Below are 21,824 nucleotides of genomic sequence, written 5' to 3' on the forward strand. Positions count from 1 at the left end.
TCCCATTTCCTTTCTATTCTTCATTCATTTTTAGAACAGCCATAAATGCTTCCTGTGGTACTTCGACAGATCCAACCATTTTCATGCGCTTTTTACCTTCTTTTTGTTTCTCTAGTAATTTACGCTTACGCGATATGTCACCACCGTAGCACTTCGCTAAAACGTTTTTTCGCATTGCCTTGATTGTAGACCTGGCAACAATTTTATTTCCTATTGCCGCTTGGACTGGCACCTCGAATTGCTGTCTTGGAATGAGTTCTTTCAGCTTTTCTACGATCATCTTTCCTCTATCATAAGCAAAATCTTTATGTACGATAAAGGATAGTGCATCAATAGTCTCTCCATTAAGAAGAATATCCATTTTTACCAATTTTGATGGTTGATAACCAATCAATTCATAGTCAAATGAAGCATAGCCCTTCGTATTTGATTTCAATTGGTCAAAAAAGTCATAAACAATTTCTGACAGTGGAATATGATAAATGACATTAACGCGAACATCATCTAAATACTCCATGTCAATAAACTGACCACGTTTACGTTGTGAAATTTCCATCACTGCTCCAACATACTCATTTGGCACCATAATGGAAGCTTTCACATATGGCTCAAGGATTTCCTGAATCTTTTGCGGATCAGGCATCATTGACGGGTTATCAATTTTTAACATTTCACCATCTGTTTGCTCTACCTCATAAATTACACTCGGTGCAGTAGTGATTAAATCAATCTTAAATTCCCGTTCAATACGCTCCTGAATAATTTCCATATGTAATAAGCCTAAAAATCCACAACGGAACCCAAAACCTAACGCCTGAGAGGTTTCAGCTTCGTATTGAAGTGCAGAATCATTAAGCTCTAAGCGCTCCAACGCTTCACGAAGGTCATTATATTTATTAGAGTCTACGGGATATAATCCGCAATATACCATCGGATTTAATCGTCTGTACCCTGGAAGTGGTTCATCAGCTGGGTTAGTTGATAATGTAATGGTATCACCAACATGGGTATCACTAACGTTCTTAATCGATGCTGTTAAATAACCAACATCCCCCACAGATAGCTCTTTAAGTGGTAAAGCCTTAGGTGTAAATACTCCCACCTCGTTCACTTCAAATTCCTTACCAGTTGCCATCATCTTAATCCGGTCGCCAACCTTAACAGAACCCTCTTTAACACAAACATACGCTACTACGCCGCGATAAGAATCATATAAGGAATCAAAGATAAGCGCTTTTAAAGGTGCCTCCGGGTCCCCTTCTGGCGGCGGAACCGCTTCAGTAATACGCTCTAATATTTCCTCTATACCAATATTTGCTTTAGCAGAAGCTAAAATACAATCATCAGGATTTATTCCGATAACTTCTTCTAATTCTTTTTTTACACGCTCAGGATCAGCACTTGGCAAATCAATTTTATTAATAACCGGAATTATTTCTAGGTCATTATCTAATGCCAAGTAAACATTTGCTAATGTTTGTGCTTCGATTCCCTGTGCGGCATCTACTACTAGAATTGCCCCTTCACAGGCTGCTAAGCTTCTAGATACTTCATATGTAAAATCGACATGTCCTGGGGTATCTATTAAATGAAACGTAAAATCTTCTCCGCTCTTACTTGTATAATGTAATTGAACGGCATTTAATTTAATGGTAATACCACGTTCTCTTTCCAAATCCATCGCATCAAGAATTTGGTCCTTCATTTCCCGCTTGGTAACCGTCTGGGTATTTTCCAAAATTCGATCCGCTAGCGTTGATTTGCCGTGATCAATATGAGCAATAATAGAAAAGTTTCGCACATTTGCTTGTTTTCTCGCCATACTTGATGTTCACTCCTATTGCCTTTTACCTAATGTAAAAAACAAAAATTCGCCGTACTTTAATCCATAAAAATTGGAGAATAATACGATAATTGCTAGGATGATTATAGCAATTGCTATCTTTACTTTCAAGAAAGAGTTATTTAATTAATAGAAAGAGCTACTATCCAGTAAGATAATAGCCCTTAATTCAATATAATACACATCTTCGTTAACCCTAAAAGAACAGCTGTGAAATCGAATACAAAATTTCAACAATTGTATCATAGAAGCCTTTTACAATGGTCTCTAGAAAAGATGCAGTTTTCTGACTGAGATGATTATCATTGGACTCGGAAAGTTCTTGAGCAATGGTTTGTTGATTTACATTTTCTGTCTCACTTGGTTGTTTCGTTGATGTATGTCCCACTTCTTTAGCAGCTTCTTGAACTCCTGTTTTGACAGGCTGAACAGAGTCACCTGCTCCGGTATAATCAATGCCCACAATTGCTCCGATTAGAAAACACACTACCAGTAATAATGAGACAGATATAAATCTAAACATAAATACGAACCTCCCTTATTCCGAATTCACTTTCTCCGCATCCCAGTAGTATTCACTAAACACATCTGCTAGCGCATCCGCTGAACGATATAATTCTTCTAGGCTATTATCGACTCCACCGATTTCTACTGTTAATGCATTTTCATGAAGATCTTGATTGAAGACCCCATCTGTTCCTGCACCTTTTTTAGGCGGTAACACACCTCGACTTAATCCTGGATACTTTTTCTCCATAATTTTATAAAGTTTACTCGCTATTTCTAAATTCTTTTCATAATCCTTATTTTCCCCACCGATAACAAATGCTATCTTTGCATAAGACTCACCATTAATAACTTTCGTAGTTTCCTTTTTTCGCTGAGAGTCTCTATGAATGTCAAAGATATACTGAATATCTTTATTGCTGGCGAATGCCTCTTGAACATTACTGCGAATCGCATCATAGGATTGCCAATATTCCATTTTTTTCTCATCTAATAATTTCATTGTATCGGTTTTCTCTACCGTATTACCTATACCAAGGTTAGACAGCGCACTAGCAAATCGATCACTTACCTTCGTAACATTTACTTCCCTATGCTGTGCATAATTAGGGTTTGTCACACCAGGTAAATGTGGTAAAAACGATTCATAATTATGTGTGTTATAAATGTAAACTACTTTCTTATCTCCAGTCGTTGGATGCCCATCTGGAGCTTTTTCTGGCTTTTCATCATCGATGTCCTCATCGACAACTGCATCTCGATCTCGCAAAACCTCTTCAAGCGGTGGCGATGACTCCACTGAGAGATTCGTATAATTTGTTCCTTCCCCCGCTATAAAAATCTCACTATCATATATAGAGAATCCTGGAAGCTCATTACCAAGAAGACTTCTTGGATCATCCGGTTTTATACTTGTTGCAATTTGGAAAATTGTCGATGATAGATTTGGTATCTCTGCTTCAGGTGGTACCGCTTCTTCAAACAAGCGATTCTCCATTCCAAATAAATATAAGAAGGTAGTTCCCTCAATTTCGCTTGTCCAGTTTGTCAATGTATTAGTAGGTATTTTTAGTGCGGGAGAAATGGTTGTAAATAATCCGATTAATGCAAATAAGCATAGTACACTAATTAAATATAAAATACTCTTTTTAACAACTTGAAATCGATTTGTAGCATTTGGACCAAGCATCATGTTCCACCTTCCTTGTTGGTCTATAGTTAAAATCTATGACGAAACAATGGAAGGTAGAACCAAAAACTCTCTTAAATTTATAGGAAATACTAGAATATAATTTATCGCGAGTAGGAAGCAAAGTTTGTTACATCAACAGCTTCATGTAATGCTGCATTTATACCATTTGCAATTAAATGAGACATATCAATCATAAAACCATCCACTTCCTTAGGAGTAACCATCATATTATAGCCGGATGGGGTAAGAACCTCAGAAATAAGACGACGCTTTTCTTCTTCTGAAAGGGTCCCAACAATTCCCAAAAACGTCTGTCGTTTATCTTGTTCTGGCAGATCCTCATCTGTATATTTCTTCCTACCAAAACTCATATTAGTTGGTGCCAGTGCTTTCGATGGACGATCCTTCTCACGCCACTCTCTACCGAAATGCTTTAAAATATAATCAATCGTGTCGCTTGTTATTGTGACAGCATCAACTACTGTGGGTACTCCTATAGCAATAACTGGAACCCCTAATGTTTCTTTACTTAATTCCTTTCGTTTATTTCCAACTCCTGAACCAGGATGGATTCCTGAATCGGATAGCTGAATGGTTTCATTAACACGTTCAATCGATCTTGAAGCAAGCGCATCAATGGCAATAACAAAATCCGGCTGAAACTTCTCTACTATTCCATATATAATATTACTTGTCTCAATCCCTGTTACCCCCATTACACCAGGTGTTACTGCACCGACTGGACGATATCCTTCCGAGACGGATTCATGCTCCAGCCTGAATAAATGACTTGTTACAAGAACCTTTTCAATGGTCATAGGCCCTAGAGCATCAGGGGTAACATTCCAGTTACCAAGTCCTACTACAAGCCCTGTGCCATCTTTAGGAATATTGTTTTTTTCTAGTAGATTCTCTAGTTCGCGAGCCAATATTTTTGCCGCATTTTCTTGGCTCTTCGTGTCTTGCTTTTTAACTCCATCAGCATAAATAGTAATGTAGGAACCAGGTTTCTTCCCTAATAATTCTGCACCACTTGGATCAATATCCACATATGTTATTCTTATACCGTTTTCCTCACGATTTTTATGGTGAACACCGTTTATCTGGTCTGATTTTGCCTTTTCTTTTTCAACATACATATCTTTCGCTTCCACTGCTAAATCTGTACGAACCTGAAGTGTATAATCATTTTTCTCCATCAAAATTTCATCCTTTCAACATATAACCATTATTGCTCATACTAGCTATAGCATTATCGTTCACAATTTCGCTTTAAAACATACAGGTAGGACAGAGACATAAAGATATTTATTGAAAACAGGCTCTAACTTTGGTAAAATGACTCTTGTTCAATATTTATGAACGCCGATGTGTTTTTAGGAGGTGAAACAATGGCTAATATTAAATCTTCAATTAAACGTGTTGATGTAAACAATAAAAAACGTGCGCAGAACCAATCTGATAAATCAGAAATGCGTTCACAAATAAAACTTGTTGAAAAATTTATTGAAGCAAACGATGTTGAAAATGCAAAAACTGCATTAACTGCTACAATCAAAAAAATTGATAAAGCAGTATCAAAAGGACTTATCCATAAAAACGCTGGAAATCGTCAAAAGGCTCGTTTAACTAAAAAAGTTAACGGTCTTGGTGCGTAACGTAATCTGGACGTAAAAAAGAGGATGCTTGGAGGGATTAACCCAACCGAACATCCTCTTTTTTTTGAACGAGGTGATACAATAATAATTCAAATGCTATATCCTTTTCCATCCTTCCTTGTTTCATCATAGCGTCCGTTTCTGCTAGCTGGTCCATAATAAATTGTAGTCTATTAACCGTGAATTTCCCTTCTCTACTCTGTGCAACCTTTATTACATAAGGATGTACGCCTAATTGTTTTTGCATTTGTGCTTGGCTATATCCTTTTTGCTTTAATAGCTTAACACGAAAAATCGTTCGGAATTGAAATGCTAATAGGGCAATTAATGCTATTGGCTCTTCCTTCATTTTCTCTAAATCCTTGTATATTCGTATTGCCTTAGCTAAATCACCATCTATTACTGCGTCAACTAAACGAAGACCCGAACTGTTTACTGTATGGGATATTAGTTCTTCTGCAATTTCTTTTGTTACCGTTCCTCGTTCTCCAACATATAGGGCAAGCTTTTCCAATTCATTTTCAATAATATTCAAATCGGTCGAAAGCTCTCGTTCAATAACTTCAATCGCATCTTTTTCAACTTGGATAACTAGTTGCCTTGCCAAATTCATTATCCATTCTGCTAATTCATATTCCTTTACAGGATTACATTCTGCTACTAATGCTTTCTTTTTTAAAGCTTTTGTGACCTTTTTCCGTTCGTCGAGTTTTTCGTATGGTACAATAAGAACTAATGTAGAATAATCAACTGGCATTTCCAAATACTTCTCCAGATATTCTACTTGATGCTCAAAAGGAAGCTTGTCTGATTTCGCAGTTAAGAAATTTGCGTTCGTTGCGATAACTAATTTATGCTCTCCAAAAAAAGGATATGTCTCTGCATCCGCTACAACCTCTTGAATGGATGTTTCCAATAAATCATAAATCGCTATGTTCTCTTCATGTATATCTTTTTCCAATAAATCCTTAATTTTTTGGATAAAATAATTTTCAGTGCCATATAATAAAATGACTTCTGGAATATTTTTCTGCTTTATTTGTTTAATTGCTTCTCCATATGTATTAGCCATTGCTATTCACTCCATAAGATTATATACTTTATGGTAATGGCTATGGTTTCGAATAGCAAGAAAAACCTGAGAGGGAAATTTGGGATATAAATTTCCCTCCCTATCTATATAAACGTTTAACATAATGCCCTAGGAACATGATGTTAAACGATGTTTTTCTTTCATTTATAGCATGGCCTTCTACCCAAGAAGTATAGTTGTTAACTCTTTCTAATTTTGGGTATGCATACTGAAAAATGACTTTTTTGTATCATTTGTGGATTTTTTTATGTAATTAATTTATACTAAAGGGTGAAATGGGAGGGTTAGCTATGAATGAATTTGAAAAGGATCCACAATCTAAAAACAACGATGTTGTCGATTCCATCAAAGGGTTCGGGTTTTCTTTAATATTCTTTCTAATCATATTTTTTATTGGTGTAACCATAAGTGTAATTGGTTCCTAATACATAGTTTTACGAAACAAAAGAGACTTGGTTTGTTACCGGTCTCTTTTGTCTTTTATTGAATCCTTTTTATTCTATGGCTTGAACCGATAAAAGGTTCCTGTGTCTTCAGTAAATTGGTAAATAATCGCACCTTCTAAGTCTGTACGGAAAACATGAATATTTTCTTTTTCCAATAGTGATATAATTTCATTTGAAGGGTGACCATAGCGATTATTTTCACCTACTGAAATCAGGGCATATGTTGGGTTTATTGCGCTGATATAAAACGGGTCAGATGAGGTGTTACTGCCATGGTGAGCAATTTTTAAAACCTCTACCTTTAAATTGGGGTAGTTTCTGATTATTTCTCTTTCTACATCTTTATCAATATCACCAGTGAACAGCCAGCTTTTATTCCCAAGCTCCGTAAATATAACAAGCGAGTTTTCATTGGTGCCCTTTTTATCTACCCATGGCGAGAGAATTGTAAACGTACTTCCACTTAATTCAAAGGAGTTTCCTGCTTTTAATCGCAAAATATCTGTTCCATTCCGTTGCCATTTTTTTTCAGTGCCTTCTTCAATTTGATAATATTCACTGATTATAATCGTGTTTACATCAAAATCCTCTAAAAGATAGTTCACACTACCTGCGTGATCGATATCCTCGTGGCTAATAACGATACCATCAATTTCTCGTATTCCCTTATATTGCAAAAATGGTTTGATTATTCTCGTATAATTGGTTTTAGAGGGCTCCATTGTTTCAAAAGTAAAACCTGATCCAGCATCAACTATTAAAACCCCTTTTCGATAAGGTAGCTCAATAACAAATGCATCACCTTGCCCAATATCTAGCATGGTCACCGTTCCATAAGGGGATATATATGGACGGAATGCAACGAAAAATAAAACAAGTGTAACCAGTATTCCATAAAAAAATGCAAGTCGATGGACCCCTTTTTGAACAAAATACATCATCATTAAGTATAATCCATAATATAAAACAACAAGAATAGCAGGAAGAGAACCTGTCCACCAAGGAAAATAAGCTAACTGATTGACGACTTCAAGTGGTAACAAAAATAGATATTGGTGGATCATCGTAAATAACCAATCTAGTGAAGTTGCTACGAAGGGTATAGGGGAAATTATAAATAAAATAAACATGAATGGTATGACAAAGAAGGAGAAATAAGGTACGACAAAAACATTAAGTAGTATAGAAAGAGGATTAAACGCATAAAAATACATCAGCTGTAGTGGAACAATAATCATTTGTGAAACAAAACTAAGCCTTACCAACTGCATAAAAAGAGACTGATCCTTCCCAATCCATTTTCTTGAGAGGATAATACCGAAAGAGACTAGAAAAGAAAATTGAAAACCAACATGATAAATCAAATATTTATCCAACAGTAATAATATTAAAAATGTAATACTTATAATATCAGTTACTGAAAAACGAATCTTAATCTTTTGTATAATAACAACAAATAAAACCATTAACGTTGCTCTCCATACAGAAGGTTCCCCTCCTGCTAGTACAGCATAGATGGGCAAAAAAATGAATATCAAGAGCTGTGCTTTCTCCTTCGTCAGAACACTCAGCCTGAACGTCAAAAAGTAATAAAAACCAACTACTAAACCGATGTGTAATCCTGATATTGCTAATATATGGGATAAACCCCAGCTTTGAAAATGTTCCGTAGTCTCCTCAGGAATTTGACTATCATCACCTAAAACCAATGCATTAATCCAAGCACTCGTCTTATCCGAATATGCTTCAGTTATATAATTCTTCAAATTTTCCCGTAAGGAATAAAGAAAAGTTTTACTAGCTTTTCCTTGGCAAATCATATCTTGACTAGAATTAATTTTCATTTCATACTGGATTCCATTTGCAGCGAGATATTTTTGATAATTAAATTGACCTGGATTAGTGTTCCCCACAGGAAGACTTACTTCCCCTGACAGATGGCATGAAGCACCCAGTTGTACATCGAAAAAGTCTGATTCATTTTCATTTTGCTTAAAATAAATAATTTTAATTAGTTGATTTGTTTTATCTTCACGAACATTAAATTGAATCACTTTTTCTGAATTTGATATTGGGGTAATTATTTGACCTGTAATACTCATTTCTAAGGGTTCAAAAGGAGATGAAACGATTTCAATCGGAGGAAAATAAACGGTAAAAAATAGAAAGGCGGTTAGGGATAGGGTTAAAGGAATCTTCCCTAACCGCCTCGTAACATTCAAATACAATAGCCATAGCAAAAGAACTATACTAAAAACAATGGAGTCAAAAATCACAGTAAATGCACTAAATAGTACAGAAATTGCAGGTATATGCCAATAACCTTTCATACTTAACGATACCTTTTTATGATAGATGAAATAATTCTTGGGCTTTTTCCTTGAGGGCAGTAGCTTTTGAAGTATCTGATTCCACTAGTTCTAGCAGTTCTTTTACAACCGATGATTTCTCTTTATAAAGCATATCTAAGGCAAGATAGTCTAACTCAACCTTTTCCGTTTCTACTCCTGCTTCCTTAAATAGCTGTACAGCATAAGGATGGTTTTTATAGTCCTCAGCATAATAAACCTTTTTAATGCCACTTTGAATAAGTTGCTTACAACATTGCAAGCAAGGAAAATGTGTTACATATATATCTGCATTTTCGGTAGGAACACCGAACTTAGCACATTGAAGGAGAGCATTAGCCTCGGCATGTACCGTCCTGACACAATGACCATCAATCACATAGCAGCCTTCATCCACGCAATGTACATCACCAGATACACTTCCATTGTAACCCCCAGCAATAATCCTTTTGTCACGAACGATGGTTGCTCCTACCATTAATCTTGTACAGGTACTACGTAACGAAAGTAAATGACTTTGTGCCATAAAATATTGATTCCATGAGATTCTTTCCATCATAAATTATCCCCTCTCTATTAAATCTAGTTTACCTTGCTTGGATTTAAATCGTCAATCTACTAAGGAATTTGAATTTCCTCCTTTAAAGCATCTAATGTTTTCTCACCAATACCAGAAACCTCTAATAAGTCTTCTACTTGCTTAAAATACCCAAATTCTTCTCGATATTGAATAATTGCCCTTGCTTTTGATGGACCTATTCCAGGTAATTGTTGTATTTCTTCTTCTGAAGCATAATTTATTCTTACTTTTCCTTGTTTTGACTGTTCAGAAGTACCATCCGATTCCATTTCCCCATGCTTTGGAATAATGATAATCATTTCATCTAACACCTTTTGTGCCAAATTAATCATCTGCTGATCGGCATCTTTTGTAAATCCACCTGCAGCGTCAACAACATCTTTTACTCTGGCATCGGAAGGCATATCGTATACACCAGGTGACATAACCTCACCTTTAATGTCTACCATTAATTGGCTTTCGTTAGATTCCAAATTCGTTTCATTTGGCAAAGAAGTTTCCTGTTCTAATGGGATAATTGTTGTGGATGGCTTTTCTCGATTAATCATAAAAAATAAGACAATTAAAGCAGTAATACCAATACCGATTGCAAACAGATTTTTACGAAGCAAATGTATCATTTCTATCACATCCCAGTTATCTAGTCCTATCATCATACCGAATGGAATAGATCCTGGCAAAAATACAAAAGGACGAGAAATGGCACTATCTCATCCTTTTTTGAGCTACTATAAAAATTCTCTCTGCTTCTTCTTCAGAAAAATCATTTTCTAATATAAAGTCTCCGCAAATATCTAAAATTTCAAATCCGCATTTTTTTAATAATTCCTCATACACAGATATAGGAAAAGTTTGTTCGTGGTGTGTTTCATCAAAACGTTGATAACTACCCCCATTCGAACTAAAGAATGTGAGATCATGATACATCTCACCTTCCTCTTCTCCTTCATAACAGAACCATATATAAGCACCTTCATCTGTCACATCTGCAAAAGTTTTCCCTACTAGGTTCTCTTCTACATGTACTAGGGAATGAACATCAAAGACGAACAACCCGTTATCTCCTAGCAATTCAGCAATATTATTAAAAACGATTTGAATATCTGACTTGGAGGTTATATAGTTGATAACATCACAGTAGCTAATTGCAAGATCAAAGTTTGACAAGCCTTGTAGTTCCCTTAAATCTTGATGTATCCATTGTACCCTTTGATGATTATCACTTGCCTTTTGTTCGGCTATGGTTAACATATCCGTTGAAGCATCCACTCCAGTAATTTCGAAGCCTTTACTTTTTAGCTTTACGGTAATTTCACCTGTACCACAGCCAAGATCCACTATTCTTGGATTTTGCAATTGATAACGGCTAATGATTTTTTCGGTCAGTTCTACCCATTTATCATAAGGGGCAGCTGTCATAAATTGATCATATAGCCTTGCCATAAGTTGATACGTCATTCCTGCCCGACCTCAAGGGAAACAGTCTGGGCGTCTCCCCATAAGCGCTCAAGATTATAATACGCTCTTTCTTCCTTATGAAAAATGTGACAAACCACATCACCTAAATCAACAAGTACCCATCTAGCTTGCTCGAAACCTTCTAGACGTTTCACTGGAATATTATTTTCTTCCATCTTTTCTTTTACTTCTCTAGCAATAGACTGTACCTGACGCTCATTTGTACCATGACAAATAAGAAAGTAATCGGCTACTAATGAAACCTGTGCCAGATCAAGAGCAATAATATCCTCTGCTCTCTTATCATCGCACGCTTCTGCTGCTAGATTTAAAATATCCAACGAATTATAACTCAAATTTTTTCCCTCCATCTAAACGTTTCGTTAAATCATTATATGCATGAAATGTATCAGGATAAATACGACTTTTTTTCCTCATTAAAAATTGTATAGTATTCCGAGATACCATCCAAGTCGTTCGAATTAATTCTTTTTCTGCCATCTCCCGAACCTCATCAAGCCCTTCAAAGCTTCTACCAGGTTCAATATAATCCGCTACAAAAACAACCATTTCCATTTTAGACATATTTGCTCTTCCGGTCGTATGATAGTAAATGGCGTTTTTAATATCTTGATCCTCAATACCATATTCCTGTTCAATCAAAAGTGAAGCTACTGGTCCATGCCATAACTCATGATGATATTCAAGTAGATCCTTTGGGAGAGAGCTAGCTTCAATTATTCTTGCCATCACTTCTAGGGAACGGTACTTACAATAATCATGAAAAATTGCAGCAAGCTCCGCTTTTTCAACGGAAACATCATATTTACTAGCGAGCTTAACAGCGGTTTCGGCAACTCGTAAAGTATGTTCGAATCTAGGCTTTGTTAAATAAGGTTCAATGATTGCAATTGCTTCATCTTTTTTCATAGAGACCATGCTCCTTAATATAATGATGTACAGAGTCCGGAACTAGGTACTTAATAGACTTCATTTCCTGTAGACGCCCTCGAATTAAACTAGAGGAAATATCGACCATTGGAATATCTACCTTTTTAACCGGATAATCCGTATCCATTGAGTAGCCAGAGCGTTTTACTCCTACAAAGTTCACTTGTTTGATTAACTCGTCAATCCTATACCAATTTGGTAGGTACTCGACCATGTCCGCTCCAATGATAAAATAAAAATCTACCTCTGGGTAAGCTTTTTTTAAATCGATAATGGTGTTAATGGTATAGGATTTTCCTGTTCTGTCAATTTCTATCGTATCCAAAGAAAATTTTTCATTATCAGCAATCGCTAGTTTCAGCATGTCAATTCGGTGATCTGCTTGTACAAATGCATCATGTTTGTGCGGTGGCTCGTACGTCGGAATAAACCAGACTTGGTCCAGTTTTAAGGCACAAAGTACTTCTTGAGCTATAATTAAATGTCCCATATGTGGCGGGTCAAATGTTCCACCTAAAATTCCGATCCGTTTCATCATGAACTCCTTTACTCATTTACGGCAGCTGTATTTGTTTATTTTCTTCTGATTCTTTATATAATACGATATTATTTCCGATAATTTGAACAATTTCAGCATGAGTTCCTTCTTGTAATTGCTCTGCGATCGTATCCTTATCTTCCATGCAATTCTGTAAGATACTTACTTTAATTAGCTCTCTTTTCTCCAATGCCTCATTAATTTGAACAATCATGTTGTCATTGACACCAATTTTCCCTACCTGAAAGATAGGTTTTAAATGGTGAGCTTTGGAACGTAGAAATCTTTTTTGTTTTCCTGTTAGCATCTGATCACCCTTCGAGTAAAAGTTTTAAATCACGATTCATATTTTCTAGACTTGGCCTTATACCTGTCCATATTTCAAAAGCATATTGTGCTTGATATAGCAACATCGTATGTCCATGATGAATATTGGCACCTTTATCATTAGCTTCTTTTAAAAACTTGGTCCAAAATGGTTGATATATGATATCACTAACATTTACCTTTTTAGGTAAATGGTGAAGCTGTATTGGTACCATATCCTGATTCGGCAGCATTCCAACACTGGTAGTCTGCACAATCAGCGAATAGTTTCCGATGTGTTCTTCTGCTTGTTTTAAACCAATAACTTCAGTCGTTGTCGATTTTTTACGAAGTTTCGCTATAGCTTCTGCCTTTTCCTTCGTACGATTAGCGATATCAATGAACTGAAAACCGCATTGATTTAAAGCTACATATATACCCCTTGCTGCACCACCAGCTCCAAGGATAAGAATTTTAGACTTCTTTTTCTCCATAATCTCTGGAAAGGACGACTCTAATGAGCGTACATACCCAATACCATCTGTATTATACCCAATTAAACGCCCTTCTACATTTATTACAGTATTTACTGAACCTATTTTAGCAGCATTTTCATCTAACTCGTCCAGGTAAGAAATTATTTTTTGCTTATATGGTACTGTTACATTAAACCCATCATAGCTGTCGATGATTCTTGTGATGAGCTGTTCAAATTCATCAGGAAGAACCTCTACTATTCTATAGGTTCCTTCGATATTTGTTTGCTGCATAAACCTTTTGTGTATCCAAGGAGAAAGGGAGTGCTTAATCGGATAACCAATTAATCCAAGCCGAAGTTCCATTATACCCCTCCTTAGATTAACGATTTTCGTACAGAAACTGCTACTTCCTTTGGACTATGAACCACTATTGTTGTATTGCTACCATTAACGGTTACCCAGCCTAAGCCCGGAAAGACAATATCGGTTTTCTCATTTTCTAGTTTAAATGACTGTTGAGTAAATGGCGGTAACGTTTGTAACGACTCTTCATCTGGAGGTGATAATAACTCGCCAAGATGATTATGATATAATTCATCTGCCTTTTCTAATTTCGTACGATGAATCGGCAGCTGATTTGCAAAGTAACAAACAAAGGATTGTCTCTCCCCTTTAATAAAATCAAGTCGAGCTAATCCACCAAAAAATAATGTCTGTTTGGCATTTAATTGATATACTCTAGGCTTTATTTCTTTCGTTGGTGTTATTATTTTTAAATCATGGTCAGAAATATAATGCGCCATTTGTTCTGAATTCACAATTCCTGGTGTATCAATTAACGATGTCTGATCATCTAAGGGAATCTCGATAAATCCTAGTGTTGTTCCTGGAAAATAGGATGTAGTTATTACATCACTTTCTCCAACAGTCTGCTTAATCAATCGATTTATGAACGTTGATTTACCAACATTTGTTGTTCCTACGATGTACACATCCTGTTTTTTACGGTAGGCGTCTATTTGCTCTGTTAACTCATCAATCCCATAGCCTTTGACTGACGAAATGAGAAATACATCTTCAACTTTAAGTCCAATATCTTTTGCAGATGTGCGCAACCATTGTATAAGTTTACGCTGGTTAGTAGACTTTGGCAATAAATCCATTTTATTACCAACTAAAATGATTGGATTGTTTCCAACAATTCTTGGTAAGCTTTTTATCATCGTCCCGTTCACATCAAAAATATCAATAATATGAACAACAAGACCTTTCTTTTCGCGAATGGAACTAACCATTTTAAGAAAATCGTCGTCTTCAATGGATATGTCTTGTATTTCATTATAATGCTTTAACCTGAAGCACCGCTTACAAAGTATATTTTCTTTTTCCAATGATGATTTTGGTATATATCCTAGGCCGTTTGGATCTTCTGTTTGAATTTCCACGCCACAACCCATGCAATGAATAACTTCCAAGCACTATTCCTCCCAACGTATCATGCCTTTTTTACGAAAATAATTCATGATTTTACGTTCTATTTTTCGGTTAAATTGCGTGATCTTTTCATCTGTTTGTACAATCGGAACTACTAGAATGGTGTAAAGGCCTGCTGAATTACCACCTAGCACATCTGTTAGTAACTGGTCCCCAACTACAACAATTTCCTCTTTTTTCAGTTCCATTTGTCTTGAAGCTGTTTTAAATGCCCTTGATAATGGTTTTCTGGCACTAAATACAAACGGTGTTCCAAGAGGTTCTGAAAACATTTTAACTCTTTCTTCCTTATTATTGGAAATGATAGTTACTTTAATGCCATTATCCTTCATTTGTTTAAACCAATTTATAACTTCTGGAGTTGCCTCCTTCACATCCCAAGGAACTAGTGTATTATCTAGATCCGTAATGATACCTTTTATCCCTTTCTCTTTTAGGGTTAAAGGATCAATCTCGTAAATACTTTTAACATGTTCATTCGGTAAAAAACGTTTTAACAATTAACGACACCTCTCCAATGTATCAAATTACAACCTCGTTGTATGAAAAATCCTTTTCATTTGGTTTATCTGCCTATTTTCTTTCATTGGTATTTTTTATAACCGAACAGCATCTCTATTATATTAACCTATCTTATGTTTAAGAAATAGTATTTTCGGTTAATATGTTTAATAAGATTTCATAAGCGACTATTATACAAAATAGCATATTTATGCTGGATTAGATAGAAATATGTAGATTCAACATTTATATTGCAAAAATCGTTCGACAAATTCCTTCATAACTCGTCTTGTGGATAAGTATATTCACATTATCAACAGCATTATTCCAAGGTTTTTTACCATTAATTGCAAGTTATTCACAAGTTATCTACAATCACCTGTAGATAACTGACACCTTGTCCTAGCAACTATTTCGTGTTACGTTATAAATATCTTTAATCTAGTTCAGTGAAAAAAACAGTTCATTATAGGAGGGCTAAAATTTATGAAACATTTGTCAGATGAATTATTGATTGAATCGTACTATAAAGCAAATGAACTAAAACTAAGCCCTGATTTTGTTTCACTTATAAAAGCTGAAATATATCGCCGAGGTTTGAGTCACAAGATAAAGTATACAAGCTAACAGCATTCGACATACATCAAAAATTGCACGATACTATTTTAACTCTTACTATCTTATAGGATAGTAAGAGTTTTTCTTTTTAATAGCCCGATATAGAAAAAATAAAATGCCTACTAGATAAATATTAGTATATTACTTTATAACTTCCCCTCATTTATATTAAAATGATTATATGAAATTATTAAAAAGAAATAAATTATTACAAATAATTTCCCTCAATCTTTTTACCTGTAATACATGCTAAATTAAACAATCTGAACCACCTTAATTGTCACCGTGCAAGTCTACCTATTCTATTATTTTTTCTCTTTTTAATTGAAAGGTCTTGTATTATGAAGTATTCTATCAGTTAATGGAAAAAATGTTACTAGATTCGTCTTTTATACATATATCATTTAGGCGCTATATTATTTAGGAGGTTTTTAAATAGATGTTAACTGCTGTTTTAATTCCGCTTATATTTGCATTTTTTGTTCCATTTATAAGCAAATATAAGCAAAAAGTACATACTGGTGTATTTGTTTTGATAATACCGTTAGGGATTTTCCTGTATTTTATTCAATTTATAGGAAAAGATTTTGCTCCTTTTATTCATGAATATAGTTGGATACCCTCATTAGGTATTAATTTTGATTTCTATTTAGACGGACTTAGCTTACTTTTTGTCCTCTTGATTAGCGGAATCGGTACGTTAGTGGTCCTATATTCCATCTTTTATTTAGATACATCTGAAAAATTAAGCCACTTTTATGTATATCTACTTATGTTCATGTCTGCGATGCTTGGGGTAATATTGTCCGATAATGTGTTTGTTCTTTATACATTCTGGGAGTTAACTTCCATATCGTCCTTCCTATTGATAGGATATTGGCATCACCGGGAGCGCTCCCGTTATGGTGCACAAAAATCCATGCTTATCACCATTTTTGGTGGATTAAGTATGTTGGGTGGGCTTATTTTCTTATCCGTTATTACGAATACGACTAGTATTCGTGCAATGATAAATAGTATGGATGAGATTTTAAATAGTAATTATTTACCGCTTATCATGGTGTTAATTTTATTAGGCGCATTCACAAAGTCAGCACAGTTTCCATTTCATATTTGGTTACCAGATGCAATGGAGGCTCCTACACCTGTTAGTGCCTATTTGCACTCTGCAACGATGGTTAAGGCTGGCATTTACCTAGTAGCCCGGTTCTCACCTATTTTTCATGCGTATGAATGGTTCTTTATTACCGTTAGCTTAATTGGAATTGTAACACTTGTCTGGGCTTCTTACATGGCGGTAAGACAAACTGACTTAAAGGCAATCCTTGCATTTTCAACAGTTAGCCAATTAGGTATGATAATGGCCATGTTGGGCTTCGGTACAGAAGCAGCGGTATTTGCAGCAGTATTCCACATCCTGAACCATGCAACATTTAAGGGTAGTCTATTTATGATTGCTGGTATTATTGATCATGAAACAGGAACAAGAGATATTCGTAAACTAGGTGGTTTATTAACCTTTATGCCGATGTCCGCAACACTGGCACTCTTTGGAACATTTTCTATGGCAGGGGTTCCACTTCCATTCTTAAACGGATTCTATAGTAAAGAACTATTTTTTGAATCAACAACTCATTTAAACATAACTAGTAATACTTTTGCGGCAACTTTTGCAGACATCATCCCATATCTAGCTGTTTTCGGTAGTATCTTTACCTTTGTGTATTCTATGTACTTTTTCTTTGGAGTATTTATGGGACAGAAAAAACTCGACCTATTACCGAAGAAGCCACATGAGGCACCTCTTGGGATGTTACTATCACCAATCGTACTAGTTCTTGGAGTCATCATTATTGGATTATTCCCTAATATAGTAAATGGAACATTATTAACACACGCAGCAAAATCTATCAATGGTAATGTAGACTATCATGCTATTCAATTCTGGCATGGATTAAAGCCTGCATTCTTGATGTCGTTAGCAGTTGTTGGGATTGGAACTATCTTGTTTCTTACCATTAAAAAATGGCGCAAGATTTATTCGGTAATACCAGGTAAATTAAGTTTTAATGAGTTATATGATAAAACAATTGATATCACAGATCGATATGCTAAAAGGATTACTAATTTCTATATGACAGGCTCCCTTAAGTTGTATATGTCAATTATCCTAGGTGCAATTATCGCTTTTTCATTTCTCATCATGGTAACTACTGATGGATTTAGTCATATTACATTTAATGACCTGGCAGATGTAGAATGGATTGATATCACTGTTATAATCGTAATGGCATTGGCAGCTATTTGTACAATTTTTGTAAATAACAAGCTAAGCCTAATTATTATTACAGGAATTGTCGGGTTCGGTATATCCATATTGTTTGTAATTTTCCGTGCTCCTGACTTAGCCTTAACACAGCTAGTAGTAGAAACTGTCTCTATGGCTCTATTCCTGCTTGCATACTATCATTTACCAGAGCTACGAAAAAGAAACGAAACAATTACCACGTCAGCTTCCAATGCTATACTCTCGCTTGGAATTGGTACAATTATTACGATGGTTGGTATTGCGGCACATAGCTCGGATTGGTTTGAAACCATTTCAGATTATTTTGTTGAAACTGCCTATTCATTAGGTGGTGGACATAATATCGTTAACGTAATTCTTGTAGATATGCGGGGACTTGATACTTTATTTGAGATTACTGTGTTGGGAATAGCAGCTCTAGCCATTTATGCCCTTATAAAGGTGAGAAAGAATAAGGAGGCAGAATAGTGGAGTATATTGTATTAATACTTTCTGGAATTCTATTTGCGACTGCCATTTATAATATTTTACAAAAACAATTACTGCGAATCATTATTGGAACGGTTCTAATCTCACATGGTGCCCATCTAGTTATTTTGACAATGGGTAAGTTAAAGAGGGGACAACCACCAATATTAGATGAATCTGTGACGAGTTATACAGATCCGCTTCCACAAGCGTTAATCTTAACATCAATTGTTATTAGTTTTGGAATTACGAGCTTATTACTTGTTCTAAGCTATCGCACTGCAAAAGAGAATAATACTGATAATATGGAAGAAATGAGGGGTGAATCGAATGAGTAATTTAGCAATTTTGCCGATTATCATCCCTATGTTATCCGGTATCATCGTTGCTTTTACGAATAAAAATGTGAAACGAACACGTATACTAACAAAGCTCTTTGTGATCATTAGTTTAATAGTAACAAGCTATGTTACCTATGTTGTTTTCACTGAGGGATCAATTATATTAGAAACTGGGGACTGGGTTGCACCATATGGAATTATTATGGTAGCCGATGAACTATCCATTATCCTGATTCTAACGACAAATATCATTGCAGCAACTGCAGCGTTTTATGCACCACATTCCTTATCTTTAAAACAAGAAAACCATTATTTTTACACTTTCTTTTTCCTGTTAATTACCGGCGTATCTGGTGCATTTTTAACTGGGGATTTATTTAACTTATTCGTATTCTTTGAAGTATTGTTAATGGCTTCATATGCACTAATCGTACTAGGTGGAGAACGGGTACAGCTTCGAGAGTCGATAAAATATGTATTAATTAATCTATTTTCCTCGATGCTATTTGTCACAGCAGTTGCACTTCTATATGGGGTAGTTGGAACTGTTAATATGGCACAAATAGCAGAACGGGTTGCAGAAGTTGATCAAAAAGGTATACTAACAACAATTGGTGTGTTATTATTCTTTGTTTTTGGGACAAAAGCTGCTCTATTTCCATTATATTACTGGCTACCAAGGCCATATATTGTACCAAATCCAGTTGTTTCTGCTTTATTTGGGGCTCTTTTAACAAAGGTCGGTATATACTCGATCCTTCGGGTGTTTACACTAATTTTTACACATCGTCCAGATATTACTCATGAAGCCTTTATATGGATTGCAGGTTTATCAATGTTATTTGGTGTAATCGGTGCTCTGTCTACGAATAATATCAAACTAATCATTGCTTATAATATTATTCCTGCCATTGGATTCATCATTATGGGTATTGGAATTTTTAATAAAGATGCTCTTAGTGGTTCTATCTATTATTTCGTACACGACATGATTATAAAGTCTGCCTTATTCTTATTGGTTGGCGTTATTTCTTATGTAGCAGGTACTTCCGATTTACGGAAAATGAAAGGGCTAATCCATTATTATCCTGTTTTAGGTTGGTTACTCTTTATCAGTGCCTTTGTCTTAGCAGGAATTCCACCATTCAGTGGGTTTATTGGGAAATTACTTCTACTAAAAGGTGCTCTATCCAATGATGAGGTTGCGATTACCATTATTGCATTACTTTCAAGCCTTTTAATCCTCTACTCTGTAATGAAAATATTTATTCGTGGCTTTTGGGGTGAAAAGGATGCAACCTTTAGTTTGACAAAGAAACCGGCACAAGGGCAAATCATCCCTATCGTTTGTTTATTAGCAGTATCTGTGTTTCTCGGTATAGGTGCTGAATATGTGTATCCTGCCATTGATGGTATCGCAGAATATTTACTTGATCCCGAAATCTATATAGATTCTGTGTTAAAGGAGTAATCGACTATGGCGTTTCAAATCGTAATTAATATTATTATTGCAATAATGTGGATGTTTTTAAGTGAATCCTATACCTTTCCAAGCTTCATTGCCGGGTTTATTTGGGGATTTTTGTTAGTACTCTTATTAAACCGATTTTTTTCAGCTAATTTTTACGGAAGACGTGTTATGAAAATTATTAAACTAATGCTGATTTTCATAAGAGAATTACTCCTATCCAATTTAAGTATTTTAAAGCTTGTTTATACGCCAAAGCCAGAAATTGAACCAGGAATATTCGCTTTACCGCTTGAAGTGAAGAGCAATTGGGAAATAACCTTATTGGCACATCTTATTACGCTTACACCTGGGACGCTTTCTGTTGCTATATCCGATGATAGTAAGACTTTATATATTCATGCAATGGATATTGACGAAGTAAATAAATCTGTTAAAGACATAAAGGATAGCTTTGAAAAAGCAATCCTGGAGGTGACTAGATAGATGAAGGCTGCAATTCAGTTAACTGAAAATATAATTGAAATTACCGTTATCGGCTGTTCGATAATTATAGCAATATCCCTTGTACTACTTTTATATCGAATTTTAAAAGGACCGACAAATCCAGATCGTGCCGTAGGCCTTGACACAATTGGTATTAATTTAATGGCCTTGACCGGATTAATAGCTATTTACCTCTCAACACCGTATTTAAATGATATCGTCTTATTAGTAGGTATAATAGGGTTTTTAGGGACACTAGCAACAGCAAAATATGTGGAAAAGGGTGTTATCATTGACCGGGACATGGATTGATCTAGTAATAAATATAATTATTATATTATTTTTGGTTATTGGCGCTTTCATTACACTGTCAGCTTCCATTGGTATTATTCGCTTTCCCGATATTTATACAAGATTACATGCAGCAACCAAGGCTTCTACATTAGGTGTTGCCTTTATATTAATAGGTGCATTTATCTATCTATACGCAAAAGAAGGTATCATAAGTGGAAAACTACTAATTGGAATTATTTTCATAATGATAACAGCTCCAGTATCCGCCCATATGATTGGAAGAGCGGCACATCACAGTGGTATAAAGCCGATTACGAAAAATCGCACAGATGCTTATGAGGAAGCAATACAAGAACGTAATTAGATCATAAAATTTAGGATAATATACTCGTCATCTAACTTTCAAGAGGTGGCGAGTATTTCTTTATTTTGATGCTCGTATTTGTT

25 protein-coding genes are annotated in these 21,824 nt (G+C 35.3%); 9 read left to right on the forward strand and 16 right to left on the reverse strand.

What is annotated here, in order from left to right; all coding sequences use genetic code 11:
- Positions 1 to 13 precede the first annotated feature (13 nt).
- The 4 genes from lepA to gpr form a co-directional block, all read right to left on the reverse strand.
- Positions 14 to 1,822, reverse strand: a complete 1,809-nt coding sequence (gene lepA / locus KI338_RS11135; RefSeq protein WP_212921080.1) for a translation elongation factor 4 — start codon at positions 1,820 to 1,822, stop codon at positions 14 to 16.
- A gap of 217 nt (positions 1,823 to 2,039) precedes the next feature.
- Positions 2,040 to 2,366, reverse strand: a complete 327-nt coding sequence (locus tag KI338_RS11140) for a hypothetical protein (protein ID WP_212921081.1) — start codon at positions 2,364 to 2,366, stop codon at positions 2,040 to 2,042.
- A 15-nt stretch (positions 2,367 to 2,381) separates the two neighbouring features.
- Complete coding sequence (spoIIP, locus tag KI338_RS11145; protein ID WP_212921296.1) at positions 2,382 to 3,539, reverse strand: stage II sporulation protein P; 1,158 nt, start codon at positions 3,537 to 3,539, stop codon at positions 2,382 to 2,384.
- Between the two features lie 104 nt (positions 3,540 to 3,643).
- A complete protein-coding gene (gene gpr, locus KI338_RS11150; protein ID WP_212921082.1) occupies positions 3,644 to 4,741 on the reverse strand; it encodes a GPR endopeptidase in 1,098 nt (365 codons plus the stop codon).
- A gap of 192 nt (positions 4,742 to 4,933) precedes the next feature.
- Here gpr and rpsT point away from each other — a divergent pair, with 192 nt between their 5' ends.
- Complete coding sequence (rpsT, locus tag KI338_RS11155) at positions 4,934 to 5,200, forward strand: 30S ribosomal protein S20 (RefSeq protein WP_212921083.1); 267 nt, start codon at positions 4,934 to 4,936, stop codon at positions 5,198 to 5,200.
- A gap of 37 nt (positions 5,201 to 5,237) precedes the next feature.
- On the opposite strand, the gene holA is transcribed toward rpsT, so the two are convergent.
- A complete protein-coding gene (gene holA, locus KI338_RS11160) occupies positions 5,238 to 6,272 on the reverse strand; it encodes a DNA polymerase III subunit delta (RefSeq protein ID WP_212921084.1) in 1,035 nt (344 codons plus the stop codon).
- 311 nt (positions 6,273 to 6,583) lie between these two features.
- On the opposite strand from holA, the gene KI338_RS11165 reads away from it, so the two are divergent.
- Positions 6,584 to 6,718 carry a YqzM family protein gene (locus KI338_RS11165; RefSeq protein WP_212921085.1) on the forward strand — a complete coding sequence of 45 codons (135 nt, stop codon included), beginning with the start codon at positions 6,584 to 6,586 and terminating at the stop codon, positions 6,716 to 6,718.
- Positions 6,719 to 6,792: 74 nt separating this feature from the next.
- Here the strand turns inward: KI338_RS11165 and KI338_RS11170 are convergent, their stop codons facing one another.
- From KI338_RS11170 to KI338_RS11220, 11 genes are all read right to left on the reverse strand, one after another.
- Positions 6,793 to 9,069: a DNA internalization-related competence protein ComEC/Rec2 gene (locus KI338_RS11170; RefSeq protein ID WP_212921086.1), complete on the reverse strand. Its 2,277-nt coding sequence runs from the start codon at positions 9,067 to 9,069 to the stop codon at positions 6,793 to 6,795.
- Between the two features lie 16 nt (positions 9,070 to 9,085).
- On the reverse strand, positions 9,086 to 9,643 hold the full coding sequence (locus KI338_RS11175) for a ComE operon protein 2 (protein ID WP_212921297.1): 558 nt from the start codon (positions 9,641 to 9,643) through the stop codon (positions 9,086 to 9,088).
- Positions 9,644 to 9,705: 62 nt separating this feature from the next.
- Positions 9,706 to 10,287 carry a helix-hairpin-helix domain-containing protein gene (locus KI338_RS11180; RefSeq protein ID WP_212921087.1) on the reverse strand — a complete coding sequence of 194 codons (582 nt, stop codon included), beginning with the start codon at positions 10,285 to 10,287 and terminating at the stop codon, positions 9,706 to 9,708.
- Positions 10,288 to 10,372: 85 nt separating this feature from the next.
- Complete coding sequence (locus KI338_RS11185; protein WP_212921088.1) at positions 10,373 to 11,125, reverse strand: class I SAM-dependent DNA methyltransferase; 753 nt, start codon at positions 11,123 to 11,125, stop codon at positions 10,373 to 10,375.
- Positions 11,122 to 11,481: a ribosome silencing factor gene (gene rsfS, locus KI338_RS11190; protein ID WP_244853564.1), complete on the reverse strand. Its 360-nt coding sequence runs from the start codon at positions 11,479 to 11,481 to the stop codon at positions 11,122 to 11,124. The genes KI338_RS11185 and rsfS overlap by 4 nt, the downstream gene beginning before the upstream one ends.
- Positions 11,471 to 12,055, reverse strand: coding sequence for a bis(5'-nucleosyl)-tetraphosphatase (symmetrical) YqeK (gene yqeK / locus KI338_RS11195; RefSeq protein ID WP_212921090.1), 585 nt, complete (start codon positions 12,053 to 12,055; stop codon positions 11,471 to 11,473). Before yqeK ends, rsfS begins: the two co-directional genes overlap by 11 nt.
- Positions 12,042 to 12,611: a nicotinate-nucleotide adenylyltransferase gene (locus KI338_RS11200; RefSeq protein WP_212921298.1), complete on the reverse strand. Its 570-nt coding sequence runs from the start codon at positions 12,609 to 12,611 to the stop codon at positions 12,042 to 12,044. The genes yqeK and KI338_RS11200 overlap by 14 nt, the downstream gene beginning before the upstream one ends.
- Positions 12,612 to 12,630: 19 nt before the next feature.
- The gene (gene yhbY, locus KI338_RS11205; protein ID WP_212921091.1) at positions 12,631 to 12,921 is read right to left on the reverse strand and encodes a ribosome assembly RNA-binding protein YhbY; all 291 of its coding nucleotides are present in this window, start codon (positions 12,919 to 12,921) and stop codon (positions 12,631 to 12,633) included.
- A 4-nt stretch (positions 12,922 to 12,925) separates the two neighbouring features.
- Complete coding sequence (gene aroE, locus KI338_RS11210; RefSeq protein WP_212921092.1) at positions 12,926 to 13,762, reverse strand: shikimate dehydrogenase; 837 nt, start codon at positions 13,760 to 13,762, stop codon at positions 12,926 to 12,928.
- 11 nt (positions 13,763 to 13,773) lie between these two features.
- Positions 13,774 to 14,874 (reverse strand): ribosome biogenesis GTPase YqeH, encoded by a 1,101-nt coding sequence (gene yqeH / locus KI338_RS11215; RefSeq protein WP_212921093.1) that lies wholly within the window; start codon positions 14,872 to 14,874, stop codon positions 13,774 to 13,776.
- Positions 14,875 to 14,877: 3 nt separating this feature from the next.
- The gene (locus tag KI338_RS11220; protein ID WP_212921094.1) at positions 14,878 to 15,393 is read right to left on the reverse strand and encodes a YqeG family HAD IIIA-type phosphatase; all 516 of its coding nucleotides are present in this window, start codon (positions 15,391 to 15,393) and stop codon (positions 14,878 to 14,880) included.
- Between the two features lie 487 nt (positions 15,394 to 15,880).
- Here KI338_RS11220 and KI338_RS11225 point away from each other — a divergent pair, with 487 nt between their 5' ends.
- The 7 genes from KI338_RS11225 to mnhG all read left to right on the forward strand — a co-directional run bounded on the left by KI338_RS11225 (position 15,881) and on the right by mnhG (position 21,741).
- On the forward strand, positions 15,881 to 16,021 hold the full coding sequence (locus KI338_RS11225; protein WP_212921095.1) for a sporulation histidine kinase inhibitor Sda: 141 nt from the start codon (positions 15,881 to 15,883) through the stop codon (positions 16,019 to 16,021).
- Between the two features lie 430 nt (positions 16,022 to 16,451).
- Positions 16,452 to 18,788 (forward strand): Na+/H+ antiporter subunit A, encoded by a 2,337-nt coding sequence (locus tag KI338_RS11230; RefSeq protein WP_212921096.1) that lies wholly within the window; start codon positions 16,452 to 16,454, stop codon positions 18,786 to 18,788.
- A complete protein-coding gene (locus KI338_RS11235) occupies positions 18,788 to 19,126 on the forward strand; it encodes a Na(+)/H(+) antiporter subunit C (RefSeq protein WP_212921097.1) in 339 nt (112 codons plus the stop codon). Before KI338_RS11230 ends, KI338_RS11235 begins: the two co-directional genes overlap by 1 nt.
- The gene (locus tag KI338_RS11240; RefSeq protein WP_212921098.1) at positions 19,119 to 20,600 is read left to right on the forward strand and encodes a Na+/H+ antiporter subunit D; all 1,482 of its coding nucleotides are present in this window, start codon (positions 19,119 to 19,121) and stop codon (positions 20,598 to 20,600) included. Before KI338_RS11235 ends, KI338_RS11240 begins: the two co-directional genes overlap by 8 nt.
- 6 nt (positions 20,601 to 20,606) lie before the next feature.
- On the forward strand, positions 20,607 to 21,083 hold the full coding sequence (locus tag KI338_RS11245) for a Na+/H+ antiporter subunit E (RefSeq protein ID WP_212921099.1): 477 nt from the start codon (positions 20,607 to 20,609) through the stop codon (positions 21,081 to 21,083).
- Positions 21,084 to 21,395: a Na(+)/H(+) antiporter subunit F1 gene (locus tag KI338_RS11250; RefSeq protein WP_212921100.1), complete on the forward strand. Its 312-nt coding sequence runs from the start codon at positions 21,084 to 21,086 to the stop codon at positions 21,393 to 21,395.
- Positions 21,376 to 21,741 carry a monovalent cation/H(+) antiporter subunit G gene (gene mnhG, locus KI338_RS11255; protein ID WP_212921101.1) on the forward strand — a complete coding sequence of 122 codons (366 nt, stop codon included), beginning with the start codon at positions 21,376 to 21,378 and terminating at the stop codon, positions 21,739 to 21,741. Before KI338_RS11250 ends, mnhG begins: the two co-directional genes overlap by 20 nt.
- The last annotated feature ends 83 nt before the right edge of the window (positions 21,742 to 21,824 follow it).

This window comes from Ornithinibacillus bavariensis (genome assembly GCF_018333235.1).
Lineage (GTDB): Bacteria > Bacillota > Bacilli > Bacillales > Amphibacillaceae > Ornithinibacillus > Ornithinibacillus bavariensis.